The 16,556-nt window shown below is 72.8% G+C and carries 16 protein-coding genes and 1 tRNA gene; 7 read left to right on the plus strand and 10 right to left on the minus strand.

Annotated elements, in window-relative coordinates; all coding sequences use genetic code 11:
• Positions 1-567: 567 nt before the first annotated feature.
• Entirely contained in the window at positions 568-1,479 is a 912-nt protein-coding gene (locus ACFXMG_RS20715) for an MBL fold metallo-hydrolase (protein WP_383818226.1), read from the minus strand.
• Positions 1,480-1,731: 252 nt separating this feature from the next.
• On the opposite strand from ACFXMG_RS20715, the gene ACFXMG_RS20720 reads away from it, so the two are divergent.
• Entirely contained in the window at positions 1,732-2,661 is a 930-nt protein-coding gene (locus ACFXMG_RS20720; protein ID WP_383818225.1) for an NADP-dependent oxidoreductase, read from the plus strand.
• 92 nt (positions 2,662-2,753) lie between these two features.
• Here ACFXMG_RS20720 and ACFXMG_RS20725 read toward each other — a convergent pair whose 3' ends face one another.
• From ACFXMG_RS20725 to ACFXMG_RS20745, 5 genes are read right to left on the minus strand one after another with little or no spacing between them, the layout of a single operon-like run.
• On the minus strand, positions 2,754-3,131 hold the full coding sequence (locus ACFXMG_RS20725; RefSeq protein ID WP_383818224.1) for a DUF202 domain-containing protein: 378 nt from the start codon (positions 3,129-3,131) through the stop codon (positions 2,754-2,756).
• Positions 3,131-3,523, minus strand: coding sequence for a YidH family protein (locus ACFXMG_RS20730; protein ID WP_043223890.1), 393 nt, complete (start codon positions 3,521-3,523; stop codon positions 3,131-3,133). The genes ACFXMG_RS20725 and ACFXMG_RS20730 overlap by 1 nt, the downstream gene beginning before the upstream one ends.
• Positions 3,524-3,532: 9 nt before the next feature.
• Positions 3,533-4,144 carry an NUDIX hydrolase gene (locus ACFXMG_RS20735; protein WP_383818223.1) on the minus strand — a complete coding sequence of 204 codons (612 nt, stop codon included), beginning with the start codon at positions 4,142-4,144 and terminating at the stop codon, positions 3,533-3,535.
• Positions 4,145-4,190: 46 nt separating this feature from the next.
• On the minus strand, positions 4,191-4,955 hold the full coding sequence (locus ACFXMG_RS20740; protein WP_383818221.1) for a glucose 1-dehydrogenase: 765 nt from the start codon (positions 4,953-4,955) through the stop codon (positions 4,191-4,193).
• A 34-nt stretch (positions 4,956-4,989) separates the two neighbouring features.
• Positions 4,990-5,622 (minus strand): TetR/AcrR family transcriptional regulator, encoded by a 633-nt coding sequence (locus ACFXMG_RS20745; protein WP_383818220.1) that lies wholly within the window; start codon positions 5,620-5,622, stop codon positions 4,990-4,992.
• A 94-nt stretch (positions 5,623-5,716) separates the two neighbouring features.
• Between ACFXMG_RS20745 and ACFXMG_RS20750 the strand changes: the two genes are divergently transcribed.
• Positions 5,717-7,372: an FAD-binding dehydrogenase gene (locus tag ACFXMG_RS20750; protein ID WP_383818218.1), complete on the plus strand. Its 1,656-nt coding sequence runs from the start codon at positions 5,717-5,719 to the stop codon at positions 7,370-7,372.
• A gap of 69 nt (positions 7,373-7,441) precedes the next feature.
• On the opposite strand, the gene ACFXMG_RS20755 is transcribed toward ACFXMG_RS20750, so the two are convergent.
• Positions 7,442-8,839, minus strand: a complete 1,398-nt coding sequence (locus ACFXMG_RS20755; RefSeq protein ID WP_383818217.1) for a gluconate:H+ symporter — start codon at positions 8,837-8,839, stop codon at positions 7,442-7,444.
• 78 nt (positions 8,840-8,917) lie between these two features.
• On the minus strand, positions 8,918-9,460 hold the full coding sequence (locus ACFXMG_RS20760) for a gluconokinase (RefSeq protein ID WP_383818215.1): 543 nt from the start codon (positions 9,458-9,460) through the stop codon (positions 8,918-8,920).
• Between the two features lie 181 nt (positions 9,461-9,641).
• On the opposite strand from ACFXMG_RS20760, the gene ACFXMG_RS20765 reads away from it, so the two are divergent.
• The 4 genes from ACFXMG_RS20765 to ACFXMG_RS20780 all read left to right on the plus strand — a co-directional run bounded on the left by ACFXMG_RS20765 (position 9,642) and on the right by ACFXMG_RS20780 (position 13,831).
• Positions 9,642-10,343, plus strand: coding sequence for a FadR/GntR family transcriptional regulator (locus tag ACFXMG_RS20765; RefSeq protein ID WP_383818213.1), 702 nt, complete (start codon positions 9,642-9,644; stop codon positions 10,341-10,343).
• Between the two features lie 180 nt (positions 10,344-10,523).
• Complete coding sequence (locus ACFXMG_RS20770) at positions 10,524-11,981, plus strand: amino acid permease (RefSeq protein WP_383818212.1); 1,458 nt, start codon at positions 10,524-10,526, stop codon at positions 11,979-11,981.
• A gap of 135 nt (positions 11,982-12,116) precedes the next feature.
• Positions 12,117-13,202: an S-(hydroxymethyl)mycothiol dehydrogenase gene (locus ACFXMG_RS20775; protein ID WP_383818210.1), complete on the plus strand. Its 1,086-nt coding sequence runs from the start codon at positions 12,117-12,119 to the stop codon at positions 13,200-13,202.
• Positions 13,202-13,831, plus strand: coding sequence for an MBL fold metallo-hydrolase (locus ACFXMG_RS20780; protein ID WP_383818209.1), 630 nt, complete (start codon positions 13,202-13,204; stop codon positions 13,829-13,831). The genes ACFXMG_RS20775 and ACFXMG_RS20780 overlap by 1 nt, the downstream gene beginning before the upstream one ends.
• On the opposite strand, the gene ACFXMG_RS20785 is transcribed toward ACFXMG_RS20780, so the two are convergent.
• Together ACFXMG_RS20785 and ACFXMG_RS20790 are read right to left on the minus strand one after the other, a co-directional pair.
• Complete coding sequence (locus tag ACFXMG_RS20785; RefSeq protein ID WP_383818207.1) at positions 13,815-14,726, minus strand: RluA family pseudouridine synthase; 912 nt, start codon at positions 14,724-14,726, stop codon at positions 13,815-13,817. The genes ACFXMG_RS20780 and ACFXMG_RS20785 overlap by 17 nt on opposite strands.
• Positions 14,727-14,812: 86 nt before the next feature.
• Positions 14,813-14,900, minus strand: a tRNA-Leu gene (locus tag ACFXMG_RS20790).
• Positions 14,901-15,142: 242 nt separating this feature from the next.
• On the opposite strand from ACFXMG_RS20790, the gene ACFXMG_RS20795 reads away from it, so the two are divergent.
• Positions 15,143-16,468, plus strand: a complete 1,326-nt coding sequence (locus tag ACFXMG_RS20795) for a M20/M25/M40 family metallo-hydrolase (RefSeq protein WP_383818205.1) — start codon at positions 15,143-15,145, stop codon at positions 16,466-16,468.
• Positions 16,469-16,556: the final 88 nt, after the last annotated feature.

Below are 16,556 nucleotides of genomic sequence, written 5' to 3' on the forward strand. Positions count from 1 at the left end.
CTCGCGGGCACCGGCACACGGCAGGCCCCACGCGCGCGAGGGCACGCGAGGCCGGGCGTACGCGCGCGTACGCCCGCTCAGGGCGACCGGACGCACGCGCGCGTCGGCCCGGCGATCCGGCTGTCCCGCGCCGTGCTTCAGGCGGCCCGCACGACCGGACGCGCGTGTAGGCCCGGCGATCCGGCCGTCTCGCGCCGTGCGTCAGGCGGCCGCGCGCGCCCGGAGGCACGCGCGCGTACGCCCGGCGATCCAGCCGTCCCGCGAGCCCGGACGCACGCGCGCGTACGCCGGGCGATCCGGCCGTCTCGCGCCGTGCCTCAGGCGGCCCCGCGCGCGCCCGGACGCCTTACCACGCCCTGACCCGCGGCCCTGGCCTGGTCCGGCGGCCCCGCGTGCCCGGACGCACGCGCGCTTACGCCCGGCGATCCGGCCATGCCGCGCCGTGCGTCAGGCTGCCCGCGCGGCCGGAGGCACGCGCGCGTACGCCCGGTCACGGCGACCGGACGCACGCGCGCGTACGCCCGCGATCCGGCCGTCCCGCGCCGCGTCAGGCGCCCCGCGGCCGGCTCACGCGTGGCAGGCCACCGCCACCCCGCCGTTCATCGCCGCCATGTCGCCGAAGACTGCCACCGGGTCGAGCGGGTGGCCCTCCGGGAGACCGTCCAGTTCCGCGTGGGCCCGGTGCAGGTTCGCCACGAGCCGCTCGCTCTCACGCCACGCGCCGAACTCGCCCAGGTCCGTCCGGCGGGCGGTCTCCAGCGGCGGCTCGCCCTTCGCGTGCCCCTCGGCGGCCAGCTCCGCCACCCACAGGAGATAGCGCTCGGTGGCGTCGTACGCGCTGGGGTCCGTCACCGGCCCGTGCCCCGGCACCACCCGCTCCGCGTCCAGCGACCGCAGCAGGGCGAGCGCGCGCAGCGAGCCGGCCAGCGAGCCCATCGGCAGGAACGGCGTCCCGCCCTGGAAGACCAGGTCCCCGGTGAAGACCACGCCCTGCTCCGGCAGGTGCACGATCGAGTCGCCCGTGGTGTGCGCGGGCCCCGGGTGCAGCAGCCGCACCTCGATCCCACCCACGTACACGGTCATGCGGTCCCGGTACGTGACGTCGGGCGGCGTGATCTCGACCTGGCCGAAGTCGGTCTGCGGCCACAGCAGGTGCAGCTGGTGGCCCGCGTTCAGCTGCTCGGACCGGCAGTTCTCGTGCCCGACGATCCGTGCCTCTGGCCGGAACACGCCGTTCCCGTAGGTGTGGTCCCCGTGGTGATGGGTGTTCACGACCGTGCGCGGCAGCGGCAGCCCCGCGGCGAGTACGGCGTCGCGCAGCAGCAGGGCGCGGCGCTCGGTGGCGGTGGTGTCGACGAGCAGGGACTCGCCCGCGTCGCCGAGGAAACCGGCGTTGTTCAGACACCAGCCGCCATCGGGCTGGACGTAGGCGTGGACGTGCGGCGCGAGCGTGACCACGTACGGGTCGGTGGCAGGCACAGGGCTCCCCCGGGGAAGAAGATCGACGCGTCAGGGGGCAGCCTGCCACCGGCCGGCCCGCCGGGGTGCCCGTTCCCGGGGACAGGGCCCCCGGGATCCCACCCCCGGCCCCCGGGATCCCACCCCCGGCCCCCGGGATCCCACCCCCGGGCCCCGGCATCCCGCTCCCCCCCCCCCCGGGAACCCGCCCCCCGGCCCCCGCCCGCCCCTCCCGGCTTGCGGAGCGTCCCGGGCCCGCCGAGGGTCGGAGCCATGAAGGCGATCAGCTACCGCCGTTACGGCGGCCCCGAGGTCCTGGAGTACGGCGAGCTGCCCGACCCGAAGGTGGGGCCCGACGAGGTCCTCGTCAGGGTGCGGGCAGCGGCCGTCAACCCGGTCGACTGGAAGGCGCAGGCCGGCTACCTCGACGGGATGATCGACGCGGTCTTCCCCGTCGTCCCCGGCTGGGACGTCTCCGGCGTCGTCGTCCGGCCCGGCGTCTCCGTCACGGAGTGGGCGGAGGGCGACGAGGTCATGGGGTACGTCCGCGAGGACTTCCTCGCCCACGGCACCTTCGCCGAGTACGTCTCCGCCCCCGTCCGCACCCTCGCCCGCAAGCCCCGCGGCTGCTCCTTCGAGGAGGCCGCCGCGCTGCCCCTGGTCGGGCTGACCGCCTACCAGGCCCTGCACAGCGCGCTCTCGGTGCGGGCGGGGGAGACGGTCCTGGTGCTCGCCGCGGCCGGTGGCGTCGGCTCGATGGCCGTCCAGATCGCCCGGCACCTCGGCTGCCGGGTCCTGGGCGCCGTCCGCGAGTCCGGCCGGGAGCGGGTGACGGCGCTCGGCGCCGAGCCGGTCCTCTTCGACGAGCAGACCTTCACCCACCAGGTCAGGGAGCTCGCCCCGCACGGCGTCGACGCCGTCCTGGACACCCTCGGCGGCCCCTTCCTCCCGCACGCGGCGAAGCTGCTGGCCCCCGGCGGCCGCCTCGCCTCCATCGCCGACGGCGAGGTCCTGGCCCTGGGCGGCCTCTACTACTGGGTCCGCCCCGACGCCGCCGACCTGAGCGCCCTGGCCGACCTGGCCGACGAGGGCGTCCTGGACATCCGCGTAGCGAAGACCTTCCCCCTGGAACGAGCCGCCGAAGCACAACGAGCCAACGCCGAAGGCGGCCTCCAGGGCAAGGTCGTCGTCACGGTCCCGTAGACACGGCCGAACTCACCGGCCCACCGCCCCGCAGGCACGGCCGGGCTTACCGGCCCAGTTCACTGAGGCGCGGCCAGGCTCACCAGCCCACCTCACCAGATCAGCGCCGCCCCGCACACCGCCAGCGCCACCGTGCACCCAGTGGCCAGCAGGGCGGCGCGTGCCGACAGGACCCGGGGCCGGGTGGCGTCCAGGGTGCGGATGCGGCGGTGGGCCACGGCCAGGAAGGCGATCCACAGCAGGGCGGAGAGGGCCAGGCCCGTCACTCCCGCCGCCGTCGCGTCGTCCATGAAGGCCAGCTTGATCCCGAGCACCGCGACGACCGTGCACGACAGCGTCGTGCGCCGCCAGGCGAGCCGCGTCCGCTCCGGCTGGAGCCCCGGATCGCGGGCCTCGTCGGCCCCGGCCGGCTCAGGCCCATGCCCCGGCGACCCGCCCCCGTCCCCCTCCCCGCCCGCCGGACCGCCCACTACCCGGCCCGGCCGAAGAGGACGAGGACCACCATCGCGACCGCGACCACGGCCACGGTGAGGCTCAGCACCGCCGGGAAGCGGGAGACCGGCAGGTCCTCGCCGCGTCGCATGGCCCGCTCGCAGCGGATCCAGTGGTTCACCGCGCGCAGCGCGCACAGCACACCGGCGGCGAGCAGTGCGAGCGCGAGCCCGACCCGGACCGCCCAGCGCAGGTCCGGCAGGAACTGGTCGACGGCGAAGCCGCCGCCGATGAGCGCGAGCGCGGTCCTGATCCAGGCGAGGAAGGTCCGCTCGTTGGCGAGGGAGAAGCGGTAGTCGGGGGTCTCGCCCTCGTCCCGGATCCGCTGCGGCGCGAACCACAGCCGCAGGCTCTGTACGAATCGGCTCACCCCGGCACCCTAACGGCCCGCCCCTCCCGCACCGCCCTGACCCTCCAGTTCCTTCCGTCCCTCGTTCCGCCCCGCCACCAGCAGCTCGTACGCCGCGAGCCCGTCCGGCACCCACTCCCAGGCCCCCGGCGCCCCCGGCAGCCGTTCCCGCAGCTCCTCCTCGGTGAGGAAGGCGTGCCAGGCCACCTCCTCGGGCTGCGGCCGCACCGGCAGGTCGCAGCGGACCTCGTACACGGCCGACCACCACTTCCCGGCCACGCCCTCGGAGTCGTACAGGAACGAGAAGAGGAAGTCGGGCCGGGGGAGCCCGGAGACACCCAGCTCCTCCTCGGCCTCGCGCAGCGCCGCGTCGTCGTAGGACTCGCCCGCGCCGACGACCCCGCCGACGAAGAGGTCGTACATCGACGGGAAGACGAGCTTGTCCGGGGTCCTGCGGTGGACGAACAGCCGCCCCTCGGCGTCCCGTACCCGGATGAAGGTGCAGCGATGGATCAGGCCCCGCGCGTACACCTCACCGCGCGGGGCCTGCCCGATCACCCGGTCCTGCTCGTCGACGACGTCCAGTACTTCGTCCCGTACTGCGTCCAGTACTTCGTCCCGTACTTCATCGGAGGCGCTCATGCGCCCATGAAACCAGCCGACCCACAGAACCCGGGCCGCAGCGACCTCACTGACCCATGACGTACTTGACCGTCGGCCCGGTGGTCCAGCCGCCGTCCACGGCGAGCTCGGCGCCCGTCACGTACGAGGCCGCGTCCGAGAGCAGGAAGACGACCGCGCCGGCGATCTCGTCGGCCTCGCCGACCCGGCCCATCGGCGTGTTCGGGTACATGCCCTCGCCGCGCTGGATGCCGACCGCGGCGGTCATCGGGGTGTACGTCATGCCCGGGTGGACCGAGTTGACGCGGATCCGCGACGTGCCCAGCTCCACCGCGCCGATCTTGGTGAGGCCGCGGACGCCCCACTTGGAGGCGCCGTAGCCGGCGGTGAGCGCGAGGCCCATCAGGCCCGCCGCGGAGGAGATGTTGACGATGGAGCCGCCGCCGGCCTCCTTCATCGCCGGTATGGCGGCCTTCATGCCGATGAAGACGCCGGTGAGGTTGATGTCGAGGACCTTGCGGAAGTGCTCGACGCTCTCGGTCTCCAGGAGGGTGCCGGTGGAGATGCCGGCGTTGTTCACCAGGCCGTGCAGACCGCCGAACTCGGCGACGGCGTAGGCGACGGCCGCCGCCCACTCCTCCTCGGAGGTGACGTCGTGGTGGAAGAAGCGGGCGCGCTCGCCGAGGCTCGCGGCGGTCGCCGCGCCGTCCTCGTCGAGGACGTCGGTGACGACCACGTTCGCCCCGGCGGCGACGGCCTGGCGGGCCGCCTCGGCGCCCAGGCCGCGGGCGCCGCCGGTGATCAGGACGGTCTTGCCGGTGAGGTCGTTCATGGGAGGTCCTTTCGGGGTGGTGCGGGGTGGAGATTCAGACGCTCCGGGGCTGTGCGGCCCGGAGAAGCGCGGTGGTGGTCTCGACGAGGTCGGCGAGGAAGAGCGGCTCGTCCGTGAGCGGCTCCGTCCCGTCGAGGTACTGCCGGGCCCGGTCGGCGAGCGCCGCGCCGACGACCGTGAGGGCGAGGTCGAGGCGCTCCAGGAGCAGCGGCTCGGGCAGCCCGTCGGCGGCCAGCCGCCCGGCGAGGCGCTCGATCAGCGCCCAGTAGGCGGTGCCGGCGAGGGTGGGGTGCGGGGTGCGGGTGCGGACGCCGCTCTCGTGGCTGAGCTGCGCGGAGACGCGCAGGCAGCGGCAGCCCCGCTCGGTGCCCAGCTCGCTCGCCTCGGCGGTGACGAGGGCGGTGATCAGCTCGCGTACGCCGGCGTCCTCGGCGGCGGGCGGCAGGGCGACGAGCACCTGCTCGGTCCGGGCCAGCCGGCCGGCCATGACCGCGTCGAGGAGCCCGGCGCGGGAGCCGAAGTGGTACTGCACGGCCGACGGGTTCGCCTGCCCGGCGAGCCGGGTGATGTCCCGCAGCTGCGCGCCGTCGACCCCTTGGGCCGCGAAGAGTTCCTCCGCCGCGCGGATCAGTTTGTCCCGGGTCTCGGGCCCTGACGTCCTTGCCATACCTCCATATTAATGCTCGACATTAGAAAACGGAAAGGGTTCCGCCAAGCCCGAACGGTTGACTCGATACATCCGTGTATCCAAGATGCGGTCCATGTCCTACGACGCCGATGTGATCGTGATCGGGGCCGGCCTCGCCGGTCTCGTCGCCACCGCCGAACTGGTCGACGCCGGCCGGTCCGTGATCCTCCTGGACCAGGAGCCCGAACAGTCCCTCGGCGGCCAGGCCCACTGGTCCTTCGGCGGGCTCTTCCTCGTCGACTCGCCCGAACAGCGCCGGCTGCGCGTCAAGGACAGCCACGCCCTCGCCCTCCAGGACTGGATGGGCACCGCCGGCTTCGACCGCCCCGAGGACGACTGGGCCCGCCGCTGGGCGGAGGCGTACGTCGACTTCGCGGCCGGCGAGAAGCGTTCCTGGCTGCACGCGCGCGGGGTCCGCTTCTTCCCCGTCGTCGGCTGGGCCGAGCGCGGCGGCTACGACGCCACCGGGCACGGCAACTCCGTCCCCCGCTTCCACATCACCTGGGGTACGGGCCCCGGCCTCGTCGCCCCCTTCGAGGCGAAGGTCCGCGAGGGCGTCGCGCGGGGCCTCGTCACCTTCCGCTTCCGCCACCGCGTCACCTCGCTCGGCCGCACCGGCGGCGCCCTGGACACGGTCACCGGCGAGATCCTGGAGCCCTCCGACGCCGAGCGCGGCACCGCCAGCGGCCGCACCGCCACCGGCTCCTTCGAGCTGAGGGCGCAGGCGGTGATCGTCACCACCGGAGGCATCGGCGGCAACCACGACCTGGTCCGCGCCCAGTGGCCCGCCCGCCTCGGCACCCCGCCCGAGAAGCTGCTCTCCGGCGTCCCCGCCCACGTCGACGGCCTGATGCTCGGCATCGCGGAGAAGGCGGGCGCCCGCCACGTCAACCGCGACCGGATGTGGCACTACACCGAGGGCATCGAGAACTGGAACCCCATCTGGGCCCGGCACGGCATCCGCATCCTGCCCGGCCCCTCCTCCCTCTGGCTCGACGCCACCGGCAAGCGGCTCCCGGTCCCGCTCTTCCCCGGCTTCGACACCCTCGGCACCCTCGAACACATCATGCGGACCGGCCACGACCACACCTGGTTCGTCCTCGACCAGCGGATCATCGGCAAGGAGTTCGCCCTCTCCGGCTCCGAGCAGAACCCCGACCTCACCGGCAAGTCCGTCCGCGACGTCCTCGGACGCGCCCGCGCCGACGTCCCCGGCCCCGTCCGGGCGTTCATGGACAAGGGCGCCGACTTCGTCGTGGAGGACGACCTCGCCGCCCTCGTCCGCGGCATGAACCGGGTCACCGGCCAGGACCTCATCGACGAGACCGCGCTGCGCCGCGAGCTCACCGCGCGGGACCGCGAGGTCGCCAACCCCTTCACCAAGGACCTCCAGATCACCGCGATCCGCGGCGCCCGCGGCTACCTGGGCGACCGCCTGATCCGTACCGCCGCCCCGCACCGCATCCTCGACCCCAAGGCCGGCCCGCTCATCGCCGTTCGCCTCAACATCCTCACCCGCAAGTCCCTCGGCGGCCTCCAGACCGACCTCTCCTCCCGCGTCCTCACCGAGACCGGCGAACCCCTTCCCGGCCTGTACGCGGCCGGCGAGGCGGCCGGCTTCGGCGGCGGCGGCGTCCACGGCTACCGCTCCCTCGAAGGCACCTTCCTCGGCGGCTGCGTCTTCTCCGGCCGGGCGGCGGGCCGGGCGGCGGCCGCGGCGACGGCGTAGCGAGCACGCACAGGGCCCCGGACCTCTCCAAGGAGGTCCGGGGGCCCCGCGCGACACAGCCACCCGCCGCTACATCACCAGCGACAGCAGCAGCACGAACACCAGCGCCACCACCGAGATGATGGTCTCCATCACCGACCAGGTTTTGATCGTCTGGCCGACGTTCATGCCGAAGTACTCCTTCACCAGCCAGAAACCGGCGTCGTTGACGTGGCTGAAGAAGAGCGAACCCGCACCGATCGCCAGCACGAGCAGCGCCGTCTCACCGGTCGACATGCCCGCGGCCAGCGGGGCCACCAGGCCCGCCGCCGAGATCGTCGCGACCGTGGCGGAGCCCGTCGCGAGCCGGATGGCGACCGCGATCAGCCAGGCCAGGAGCAGGGCCGGGATCGACCAGTCCTTGGAGAGGTCCAGGATCATCTGGCCGACGCCGATGTCGATCAGCGTCTGCTTGAAGCCGCCGCCCGCGCCGACGATGAGCAGCACACCCGCGATCGGGGCGAGGGACTTCTCGACCGTCGAGGACAGCCGCTCCTTGGTGAAGCCGGCCGCGCGGCCCAGCGTGAACAGGGCCACTATGACGGCGGCCAGCAGCGCGATCAGCGGCGAGCCGATGACGTCGGTGACCTTCTGCACGGCGTTCTCGGGGTCGTCGACCACGATGTCGACGAGCGCCTTCACCAGCATCAGGACGACCGGCAGCATGACGGTCGCGACCGTGACGCCGAAGCCGGGGCGCTTCTCCAGGTCCTCGGACGGACGCGTCGGGATCATGTGCTCGGGCGCCTGGATGTCCACCCAGCGGGCCGCGTACCGGGAGAAGACCGGGCCCGCGATGATCACGGTCGGGATCGCGACGACCAGACCGAGAGCGAGGGTGACGCCGAGGTTGGCGCCGACGGCGTCGATCGCGACGAGCGGCCCGGGGTGCGGCGGGATGAGCCCGTGCATCACCGACAGACCGGCGAGGGCCGGGATGCCGATCCGCATCAGCGAGTAGTTGCCCCGCTTGGCGACCATCAGGACCACCGGGATCAGCAGCACGATGCCGACCTCGAAGAAGAGCGGCAGCCCGATCACCGAGGCGATCAGCACCATCGCCCACGGCATGGAGCGCCTGCTCGCCTTCGCGAGGATCGTGTCGACGATCTGGTCGGCGCCGCCCGAGTCGGCGAGCAGCTTGCCGAGGATCGCGCCGAGCGCGATCAGCACGCCCACGCCCGCCACGGTGTTGCCGAGCCCGGAGCTGAAGGACTTGATGGTGTCCGCGAGCGGCGCCCCGGCGAACGCGCCGAGCGCGAGCGAGCCGATGGTCAGGGCCAGGAACGCGTGCAGCTTGAACTTGGTGATGAGCAGGACGATGACGGCGATGCCGGCGAGCACGGCGATGCCCAGCTGTGCGTTGCCCGCCGAGGTGATCGGTTCGGCGGCGTCCGCTGCCAGCATCTCGACGCTGAGACTGGTCACGGTGGGTCCCTTGGGGGTTGAGGGGGGCAGGAGGAAAAAGAGGGGTAGGGGAAGCGGCTCAGGAAAGAGAGAAGGGGCTCAGGAGAGGGGCACCGGCCGCTGGTACGCGCGCAGCGCCGCGACCGCCCGTACGGCGATCTCCTCGGGCGTCCCGGAGACGTCGACGGCGACGCCCGCCTCGTCCTCCTCCAGCTCCTGGAGGGTGGCGAACTGCGAGTCGAGCAGCGCGGTGGGCATGAAGTGCCCCTTGCGCGCCGCCATCCGGCCCTCGATGAGCTCCCGGTCGCCGGTCAGGTGGAGGAAGACGATCCCGGGGGCGGCCGCGCGCAGCCGGTCCCGGTAGATCCGCTTCAGCGCGGAGCTGCTCACCACCCCGCCGAGCCCGGCCCGCTCGTGCGCCCAGGCGCCGATGGCGTCCAGCCACGGCTCCCGGTCGGTGTCGTCGAGCGGGACGCCGGCCGACATCTTGGCCACGTTGGCCGCCGGGTGGAAGTCGTCGCCCTCCGCGTAGGGCAGGCCGAGGGCGCCGGCGACCAGCGGGCCGATCGTGGTCTTGCCCGTCCCGGCGACGCCCATGACGACGACGACCGGGGGTGCGGCGGGGTGGGGGGTGGAGCTCATGGGGGGTGCCTCGCTGTCTTCTTCGACATCGATCCGTCGCGCTCATGAAACCCATTGAGTACGACGTATTCAAGAGCCTGTGACATAAAAGTCATACTTTTCATTCCCGGGTGTGCCCCGCCGGGCCCCCGTCCCGCTCTCCGGTGTGATCACCGGCGCGGCCGCGCATAGGCTGATCCCCATGACGACATCGGCCCAGGGACTCCACTCGCACGTGCTCGCCACCCTGGGCCTCGCCATCACCGCGGGGGAGCACCCGCCCGGCACCGTCCTGCGCACCGACGAGCTCGCCCAGGACTTCGACGTCTCCCGCACCGTCGTCCGCGAGGTCGTCCGCGTCCTGGAGTCGATGCATCTGGTGGAGTCCCGCCGCCGGGTCGGCGTCACGGTCCTGCCCACCGAGAGCTGGAACGTGTACGACCCCCAGGTCATCCGCTGGCGCCTCGCCGGCGCCGACCGCCCCCGCCAGCTCCGCTCCCTCACCGTGCTGCGCTCCGCCGTCGAGCCCGTCGCCGCCGGTCTCGCCGCCCTGTACGCCACCCCGGCGCAGTGCCGCGAACTCACCGAGCAGGCCCTCGGCATGGTCGCCACCTCGCGCGGCCGGCAGCTGGAGGCGTACCTGGTCCACGACATCGCCTTCCACCGGGTCGTGCTCAACGCCTCGGGGAACGAGATGTTCGCCCGCCTCGGCGATGTCGTCGCCGAGGTCCTCACCGGCCGCACCCACCACCACGTGATGTTCGAGGACCCCGACCCGGCGGCCGTCACCCTCCACGTCCAGGTCGCCGAGGCCGTCCGGGAGCGCGACGCCGTCCGCGCCGAGGCGCTGACCCGCGAGATCGCCGTCGGCGCGCTCAAGGAGCTGGACGTGCTGGCCCCGTGACGGCGCTGCGTAAGCTCTGAACTAGCTCAAATACGGGCGTTCAGTGAGTTCGCTCACAGTCAGTGAGCGCGTCTTGCCGTGAGGATGTCGGCTGGCCGTGCAAGGGGCGACCCCCACGAAGGGACCCCGGGCGCGGCGGGTACGCACAGCCCCCACCCCCTCACGAAGGCGAACAACTCCATGAGTGACCGCGTCACCGCGGCCGAGCCGCTGTCCGCCGCCCCGGCGGGCACGGCCGCCTCCCCCCACGTCGACGCCGGCGACGCCGGATACCGCAAGGACCTCAAGTCCCGGCACATCAACATGATCGCCATCGGCGGCGCGATCGGCACCGGGCTCTTCCTCGGCGCCGGCGGCCGGATGGCCAGCGCCGGCCCCTCGCTCTTCATCGCGTACGCGGTCTGCGGCGTCTTCGCCTTCTTCGTGGTCCGGGCCCTCGGCGAGCTGGTGCTCTACCGCCCGTCCTCCGGCGCCTTCGTCTCCTACGCCCGTGAGTTCATGGGCGAGAAGGGCGCCTACACGGCCGGCTGGCTCTACTTCCTCAACTGGTCGACCACCGCCGTCGCCGACATCACCGCCGCGGCCACCTACGCCCACTTCTGGTCGATGTTCAGCGACGTCCCGCAGTGGATCCTCGCCCTGATCGCCCTCGCGGTCGTCCTCGCCGCCAACCTCATCTCCGTGAAGTACTTCGGCGAGATGGAGTTCTGGTTCGCGATCGTCAAGGTCGCCGCCCTCGTCGCCTTCATGCTCGTCGGCATCTTCCTCATCGTGACCTCGCACGACGTCGGCGGCTCCACCCCGGGCCTCGCCAACATCACCGACAACGGCGGCCTCTTCCCCAACGGCATGATGCCGATGCTCCTGCTCATCCAGGGCGTCGTCTTCGCCTACGCCTCCGTCGAGCTGTGCGGCGTGGCCGCGGGCGAGACCGAGAACCCCGAGAAGATCATGCCGAAGGCGATCAACTCGATCATGTGGCGCGTCGGCCTCTTCTACGTCGGCTCGGTCGTGCTGCTCGCGCTGATCCTCCCGTACACCGCCTACTCCGGCGACCAGAGCCCCTTCGTCACCGTCTTCGACAAGCTGGGCATCCCCGGCGCCGCGGGCGTGATGAACCTCGTCGTCCTCACCGCCGCCCTCTCCAGCCTCAACTCCGGCCTGTACTCCACCGGCCGCATCCTGCGCTCCATGTCGCTGGCCGGCTCCGCGCCCAAGTTCACCGGCGTCATGAACAAGGGCGGCGTGCCCTACGGCGGCATCCTGCTCACCGCAGCCTTCGGCGTCGCCGGTGTCTTCCTGAACTTCGTGATGCCGGAGAACGCCTTCGAGCTGGTGCTGAACTTCGCCTCCATCGGCATCATCGGCACCTGGGCCATGATCATGGTCTGCTCGCTGCTCTTCGTCCGCCGCGCCGGGCAGGGCCGCCTCGTCCGCCCCGCCTACCGGCTGCCCTGGGCCCCGTACACCCAGATCGTGACCCTGGTCTTCCTCGCCTCCGTCGTCGTCCTGATGTGGATGGACGGCGGCATCGGCCGCACCACCGTGAACTGCCTGCCGCTGATCGCCGCGGCCCTCGTCGGCGGCTGGTTCCTGGTCCGCCGCCGGGTCCGCGAGACCGCCGGTCACCGCGACTGAGCGGCCACCCCCAGAACTCCCCCCACGGGAGCGGCGGACCCCCGCAGGCACGGCCTGCGGGGGTCTCGCCTTTTATCGGGAGATAGTGGTACGCAGGAGGTCTACAAGATCCTCTCGGGCGAAGGGAAGTCAGCGATGCCACAGCACGTGCGGGGGGTCATCGCCCCCGGTCGGAACGAGCCGGTGCGGATCGAGACCGTCGTCGTCCCCGATCCGGGCCCCGGCGAGGCCGTCGTACGCGTCCAGGCGTGCGGCGTCTGCCACACCGACCTGCACTACAAGCAGGGCGGGATCAACGACGACTTCCCCTTCCTGCTCGGCCACGAGGCCGCGGGCATCGTGGAGTCGGTCGGCGAGGGAGTCACCGACGTCGCCCCCGGCGACTACGTGATCCTCAACTGGCGGGCCGTCTGCGGCCAGTGCCGCGCCTGCCGCCGCGGCCGCCCCTGGTACTGCTTCGACACCCACAACGCGAAGCAGCGGATGACCCTCCTCGACGGCACGGAGCTCTCCCCGGCCCTCGGCATCGGCGCCTTCGCCGAGAAGACCCTCGTCGCCGCCGGCCAGTGCACCAAGGTCGACCCGGCCGTCGCCCCCGAGATCGCCGGACTCCTCGGCTGCGGCGTGATGGCCGGCATCGGCGCCGCGATCAACACCGGGAACGTCTCCCGAGGCGACACCGTCGCCGTCATCGGCTGCGGAGGCGTCGGCGACGCCGCGATCGTCGGTGCCCGCCTCGCCGGAGCCGCGAAGGTCATCGCCGTCGACATCGACGAGCGAAAACTGGCCAAGGCGAAGGAGATGGGAGCCACCGACACCGTCGACTCCCGCACCGCCGACCCGGTCGAGGCGATCCGCGCCCTCACCGGCGGCTTCGGCGCCGACGTCGTCATCGAGGCCGTCGGCCGCCCGGAGACGTACCAGCAGGCGTTCTACGCCCGCGACCTCGCCGGCACGGTCGTCCTCGTCGGCGTCCCCACCCCCGAGATGCGGCTCGAACTGCCGCTGCTCGACGTCTTCGGCCGCGGCGGCTCGCTCAAGTCCTCCTGGTACGGCGACTGCCTGCCGTCCCGCGACTTCCCGATGCTCATCGACCTGCACCGGCAGGGCCGCATCGACCTCGGGGCCTTCGTCACCGAGACCATCGCCCTCGACGAGGTCGAGAAGGCGTTCGCCCGCATGCACGAGGGCGACGTCCTGCGCTCGGTGGTGGTGTTCTGATGACCGCCCGCATCGACCACCTGGTCACCTCCGGCACCTTCAGCCTCGACGGCGGCACCTGGGACGTCGACAACAACGTCTGGATCGTCGGCGACGACACCGAGGCGATCGTCATCGACGCCGCCCACGACCCCGAGGCGATCCTCGCCGCCCTCGACGGGCGCACCCTGCGCGCCATCGTCTGCACCCACGCCCACGACGACCACGTCGGCGCGGCCCCCGCGCTCGCCGCCGCCACCGGCGCCCGCATCCTGCTCCACCCCGCCGACCAGCCGCTGTGGAAGCTCACCCACCCCGACCACACCCCCGACGGCGAACTCGCCGACGGGCAGGTCCTCACCATCGCCGGCACCGACCTGAGGGTCCTCCACACCCCCGGCCACGCCCCCGGCGCGGTCTGCCTGTACGCCCCCGACCTGGGCACCGTCCTCACCGGCGACACCCTCTTCCTGGGCGGCCCCGGCGCCACCGGCCGGTCCTTCTCGGACTTCCCCACGATCGTCGACTCGATCCGGGAGAAGCTCCTCACCCTCCCGCCCGAGACCGTCGTCCGCACCGGCCACGGCGACTCCACCACCATCGGCGCGGAGGCCCCGCACCTGGAGGAGTGGCTCAAGCGGGGCCACTGAGCGAGAGGCGGCTGACGAACCGCCTCTCCCCGCCCGTGAACGGGTCGGTGAACTCCAGCTCCCGCGCGAGCAGTCGCAGCGGCCGCCGATAGTCCTCCGGCCCGTCCTCACGCACCACCGGATAGAGCGGATCGTCCAGGATCGGCAGCCCCAGCGCGTTCATGTGCACCCGCAGCTGGTGCGTCCGCCCGGTCTCCGGCAGCAGCCGGTACCGCGCGTACCCGCCCAGCCGCTCCACCAGCTCGATCCGGCTCACCGCGTTCGGCTCGCCCGGCACCTCCCGGGCGGCCTGCACCCCCCGCTCCTTCTCGATCCGGCTGCGCACCGTCACCGGCAGCTCCACCGCCGGGTCGTACGCCGCCACCGCCTCGTACTCCTTGCGCACCCGCCGCTCCTTGAACAGCAGCTGGTACGCCCCCCGGTCCTCCGGCCGCACCACGAACAGCACCAGGCCCGCCGTCAGCCGGTCGAGCCGGTGCGCCGGCTGGAGCGCCGGCAGTCCCAGCTCGGCCCGCAGCCGCGCCACCGCCGTCTGCGTCACATGCCGCCCGCGCGGGGTCGTCGCCAGGAAGTGCGGCTTGTCCGCCACCAGGATCCGCTCGTCCCGGTACACGACGCCGATCTCGAACGGCACCCGCTCCTCGGCCGCCAGATCCCGCTGGAACCACAGCCACCGCCCCGGCTCGTACGGCTCCGAGGCCGCCGCCGCCCGCCCGTCGGCCCCGACGAACCGCCCCGCGTCCAGCATCGCGCCGATCCGCTCCGCCCCGACCGCCGCCCCGTACCGCCCGAGCAGATACGCCCCCACGGTCGGCCAGGCGCCCTCCGGGTCCTGCGGCAGCCGGAGCCGTACGGGATCGACCCCGTCCCGCTGCGGCAGCGGCGCGGCCGGCACCCTCTTCCTTCGCACCGCTCCGCCCGCCTCACCGTCGTCCCGACATGCGAAAATCCCGGCCGAGTGAACTCGACCGGGATTTCCACTGGTGTCCGAGGGGGGACTTGAACCCCCACGCCCGATAAAGGGCACTAGCACCTCAAGCTAGCGCGTCTGCCATTCCGCCACCCGGACAGGGTGTGTGTCTCGCGGCCCTGGGCCGTTCCGACGAGGAAAACCATAGCAAACATTCGGGTGGCCGATCACCACCCCCTCGCCCGCCCCACCAGCCCCTTCCGCCCCACCGGGACACCCGGTCTCGGCATGTGTCCGGGGCGTGTCGGCCGGTGGACGCCCTTGCGCCGCCGGGGCGGGAGCGCGGCAGGATGGGGGCGACCACCAGCAAGCACGTGGGGCACGTCGTGGGAGGAAGCAGCGTGAGCGAGTCGAACACCGGCCGGACCGTCTCGGGTGAGGACGAGGTCGTCGACCTCTGCCGGGACCTCATCCGCATCGACACCAGCAACTACGGCGACCACTCCGGCCCCGGCGAGCGCGCCGCCGCCGAGTACGTCGCCGAGAAGCTCGCCGAGGTGGGCCTCGACCCGAAGATCATCGAGTCCCACAAGGGGCGGGCCTCCACCGTCGCCCGCATCGAGGGCGAGGACCCGTCCCGGCCCGCCCTGCTCATCCACGGGCACACCGACGTCGTCCCGGCCAACGCCGAGGACTGGACCCACCACCCCTTCTCCGGCGAGATCGCCGACGGCTGCGTCTGGGGGCGCGGCGCCGTCGACATGAAGGACATGGACGCGATGACCCTCGCGGTCGTCCGCGACCGGCTGCGCAGCGGCCGCAAGCCCCCGCGCGACATCGTCCTCGCCTTCCTCGCCGACGAGGAGGCGGGCGGCACCTACGGCGCCCGCCACCTGGTCGACAAGCACCGGGACCTCTTCGACGGCGTCACCGAGGCCATCGGCGAGGTCGGCGGCTTCTCCTTCACGGTGAACGAGAACCTGCGCCTCTACCTGGTCGAGACCGCCCAGAAGGGCATGCACTGGATGCGGCTGACCGTCGAGGGCACCGCCGGCCACGGCTCGATGACCAACTCCGACAACGCCATCACCGAGCTCTGCGAGGCCGTCGGCCGGCTCGGCCGCCACCAGTGGCCGGTCCGCGTCACCAAGACCGTCCGCAGCTTCCTCGACGAGCTGTCCGACGCCCTCGGCACCCCGCTCGACCCCGAGGACATGGACGCCACCCTGGCCAAGCTGGGCGGCATCGCCAAGATGGTCGGCGCCACCCTGCGCAACTCCGCCGCCCCCACCATGCTCGGCGCCGGCTACAAGGTGAACGTCATCCCCGGCCAGGCCACCGCCCACGTCGACGGCCGCTTCCTGCCCGGCCACGAGCAGGAGTTCCTGGCCGACATCGACCGGATCCTCGGCCCCCGCGTGAAGCGCGAGGACGTGCACGCCGACAAGGCCCTGGAGACCAGCTTCGACGGCGCCCTCGTCGACGCCATGCAGGTCGCCCTGCGCGCCGAGGACCCGATCGCCCGCGCCGTCCCCTACATGCTCTCCGGCGGCACCGACGCGAAGTCCTTCGACGACCTCGGCATCCGCTGCTTCGGCTTCGCCCCGCTCCAGCTGCCGCCGGAGCTGGACTTCGCCGGCATGTTCCACGGCGTCGACGAGCGCGTCCCCGTCGACGGCCTGAAGTTCGGCGTGCGCGTCCTGGACCGCTTCCTCGACGCCTGCTGACCGGGGGACCGGCGCGTGCCGACCGGGGGCCGGCGGGCCCCCGTATTCGGCAGCGCGTTTGATCGTGACCGGAAAGAGTGAATGACCC

The sequence above is a fragment of the Streptomyces sp. NPDC059201 genome (assembly GCF_042754585.1).
Lineage (GTDB): Bacteria > Actinomycetota > Actinomycetes > Streptomycetales > Streptomycetaceae > Streptomyces.

Coding starts and splice junctions, on each gene's coding strand:
- ACFXMG_RS20760 (WP_383818215.1), bottom strand. CDS start 9,460: ATGAGCTCCACCCCCCACCCCGCCGCACCCCCGGTCGTCGTCGTCATG.
- ACFXMG_RS20745 (WP_383818220.1), bottom strand. CDS start 5,622: ATGGCAAGGACGTCAGGGCCCGAGACCCGGGACAAACTGATCCGCGCG.
- ACFXMG_RS20720 (WP_383818225.1), top strand. CDS start 1,732: ATGAAGGCGATCAGCTACCGCCGTTACGGCGGCCCCGAGGTCCTGGAG.
- ACFXMG_RS20765 (WP_383818213.1), top strand. CDS start 9,642: ATGACGACATCGGCCCAGGGACTCCACTCGCACGTGCTCGCCACCCTG.
- ACFXMG_RS20780 (WP_383818209.1), top strand. CDS start 13,202: ATGACCGCCCGCATCGACCACCTGGTCACCTCCGGCACCTTCAGCCTC.
- ACFXMG_RS20740 (WP_383818221.1), bottom strand. CDS start 4,955: ATGAACGACCTCACCGGCAAGACCGTCCTGATCACCGGCGGCGCCCGC.
- ACFXMG_RS20735 (WP_383818223.1), bottom strand. CDS start 4,144: ATGAGCGCCTCCGATGAAGTACGGGACGAAGTACTGGACGCAGTACGG.
- ACFXMG_RS20775 (WP_383818210.1), top strand. CDS start 12,117: ATGCCACAGCACGTGCGGGGGGTCATCGCCCCCGGTCGGAACGAGCCG.
- ACFXMG_RS20770 (WP_383818212.1), top strand. CDS start 10,524: ATGAGTGACCGCGTCACCGCGGCCGAGCCGCTGTCCGCCGCCCCGGCG.
- ACFXMG_RS20750 (WP_383818218.1), top strand. CDS start 5,717: ATGTCCTACGACGCCGATGTGATCGTGATCGGGGCCGGCCTCGCCGGT.